Below are 2,936 nucleotides of genomic sequence, written 5' to 3'. Positions count from 1 at the left end.
TGTTGGTTAAGTCCTCGATCGATTAGTATTCGTCAGCTGCACGTATCGCTACGCTTCCACCTCGAACCTATCTACCTCATCGTCTTTGAGGGATCTTACTTGCTTGCGCAATGGGAAATCTCATCTTGAGGGGGGCTTCGTGCTTAGATGCTTTCAGCACTTATCCCGGCCACACATAGCTACCCAGCGATGCCCTTGGCAGAACAACTGGTACACCAGCGGTGTGTCCATCCCGGTCCTCTCGTACTAAGGACAGCTCCTCTCAAATTTCCTGCGCCCGCGACGGATAGGGACCGAACTGTCTCACGACGTTCTGAACCCAGCTCGCGTACCGCTTTAATGGGCGAACAGCCCAACCCTTGGGACCGACTACAGCCCCAGGATGCGATGAGCCGACATCGAGGTGCCAAACCTCCCCGTCGATGTGGACTCTTGGGGGAGATAAGCCTGTTATCCCCGGGGTAGCTTTTATCCGTTGAGCGATGGCCCTTCCATGCGGAACCACCGGATCACTAAGCCCGTCTTTCGACCCTGCTCGACCTGTACGTCTCGCAGTCAAGCTCCCTTCTGCCTTTACACTCTACGAATGATTTCCAACCATTCTGAGGGAACCTTTGGGCGCCTCCGTTACTCTTTAGGAGGCGACCGCCCCAGTCAAACTGCCCGCCTGACACTGTCTCCCAAGCCGATCAGGCTTGTGGGTTAGAATTTCAATACAACCAGGGTAGTATCCCACTGACGCCTCCTCCGAAGCTAGCGCTCCGGAATCTCAGGCTCCTACCTATCCTGTACAAGTTGCACCAAAATTCAATATCAGGCTACAGTAAAGCTCCACGGGGTCTTTCCGTCCTGTCGCGGGTAACCTGCATCTTCACAGGTACTATAATTTCACCGAGTCTCTCGTTGAGACAGTGCCCAGATCGTTACGCCTTTCGTGCGGGTCGGAACTTACCCGACAAGGAATTTCGCTACCTTAGGACCGTTATAGTTACGGCCGCCGTTTACTGGGGCTTCAATTCGCACCTTCGCTTGCGCTAAGCACTCCTCTTAACCTTCCAGCACCGGGCAGGCGTCAGCCCCTATACGTCACCTTACGGTTTTGCAGAGACCTGTGTTTTTGCTAAACAGTCGCCTGGGCCTATTCACTGCGGCTCTCTCGGGCTATTCACCCTACCAGAGCACCCCTTCTCCCGAAGTTACGGGGTCATTTTGCCGAGTTCCTTAACGAGAGTTCACTCGCTCACCTTAGAATTCTCTTCTCGCCTACCTGTGTCGGTTTGCGGTACGGGCACCTCCCGCCTCGCTAGAGGCTTTTCTTGGCAGTGTGAAATCAGGGACTCAAGGGTAAACCCTCTTGCCGTCACAGCTCAACGTATTAGAAATGGGATTTGCCTCATTTCACGCCTCACTGCTTGGACGTGCACAACCAACGGCACGCTCTCCTTATCCTTCTGCGTCCCCCCATTGCTCAAACGGCGGGGAGGTGGTACAGGAATATCAACCTGTTGTCCATCGTCTACGCCTATCGGCCTCGACTTAGGTCCCGACTAACCCTGAGCGGACGAGCCTTCCTCAGGAAACCTTAGGCATTCGGTGGACGGGATTCTCACCCGTCTTTCGTTACTCATACCGGCATTCTCACTTCTAAGCGCTCCACCAGTCCTTCCGGTCTGACTTCAACGCCCTTAGAACGCTCTCCTACCACGGATCTCTAACGAGATCCATCCACAGCTTCGGTAATCCGTTTAGCCCCGGTACATTTTCGGCGCAGTGTCACTCGACCAGTGAGCTATTACGCACTCTTTAAATGATGGCTGCTTCTAAGCCAACATCCTGGTTGTCTAAGCAACGCCACATCCTTTTCCACTTAACGGATATTTGGGGACCTTAGCTGGTGGTCTGGGCTGTTTCCCTCTTGACTACGGATCTTATCACTCGCAGTCTGACTCCCAAGCATAAATCACTGGCATTCGGAGTTTGTCTGAATTCGGTAACCCGGGATGGGCCCCTAGTCCAAACAGTGCTCTACCTCCAGGATTCTCAATCTTGAGGCTAGCCCTAAAGCTATTTCGGAGAGAACCAGCTATCTCCAGGTTCGATTGGAATTTCTCCGCTACCCACACCTCATCCCCGCACTTTTCAACGTGCGTGGGTTCGGGCCTCCAGTAAGTGTTACCTTACCTTCACCCTGGACATGGGTAGATCACCTGGTTTCGGGTCTACAACTGCATACTCTGTCGCCCTATTCAGACTCGCTTTCGCTGCGGCTCCGCCTTCTCAGCTTAACCTTGCATGCAATCGTAACTCGCCGGTTCATTCTACAAAAGGCACGCCATCACCCATTAACGGGCTTTGACTACTTGTAGGCACACGGTTTCAGGATCTATTTCACTCCCCTTCCGGGGTGCTTTTCACCTTTCCCTCACGGTACTGGTTCACTATCGGTCACTAGGAAGTATTTAGCCTTGGGAGATGGTCCTCCCAGATTCCGACGGAATTTCACGTGTTCCGCCGTACTCAGGATCCACTCTGGAGGGATAGGGTTTTCGGCTACGGGGCTGTTACCCGCTGCGGCGGACCGTTCCAGGTCGCTTCGCCTAATCCTATCTTTTGTAACTCCGTATAGAGTGTCCTACAACCCCAAGAGGCAAGCCTCTTGGTTTGGGCTGATCCCGTTTCGCTCGCCGCTACTCAGGGAATCGCATTTGCTTTCTCTTCCTCCAGGTACTTAGATGTTTCAGTTCCCTGGGTCTGCCTTCTCATGTGCTATAGATTCACACATGGATACTACCCGATTAAAGGCAGTGGGTTCCCCCATTCGGAAATCTCCGGATCACAGCTCACTTACAGCTCCCCGAAGCATATCGGTGTTAGTGCCGTCCTTCTTCGGCTCCTAGTGCCAAGGCATCCACCGTGCGCCCTTTCTAACTTAACCA

The 2,936-nt window shown here is 53.4% G+C and carries 1 rRNA gene; it reads right to left on the bottom strand.

Going from position 1 to position 2,936, the window contains the following annotated elements:
- Positions 1-2: 2 nt before the first annotated feature.
- Positions 3-2,935, bottom strand: a 23S ribosomal RNA gene (locus tag FQ085_RS17890).
- Position 2,936: the final 1 nt, after the last annotated feature.

Origin of the sequence: Planococcus sp. ANT_H30, assembly GCF_008369335.1 — a bacterium.
In the GTDB taxonomy this organism is placed as follows: Bacteria; Bacillota; Bacilli; order Bacillales_A; family Planococcaceae; genus Planococcus; species Planococcus kocurii.
The sequence above is the reverse complement of the archived record's forward strand: the minus strand, read 5'-3'. Positions and strand labels throughout refer to the sequence as shown.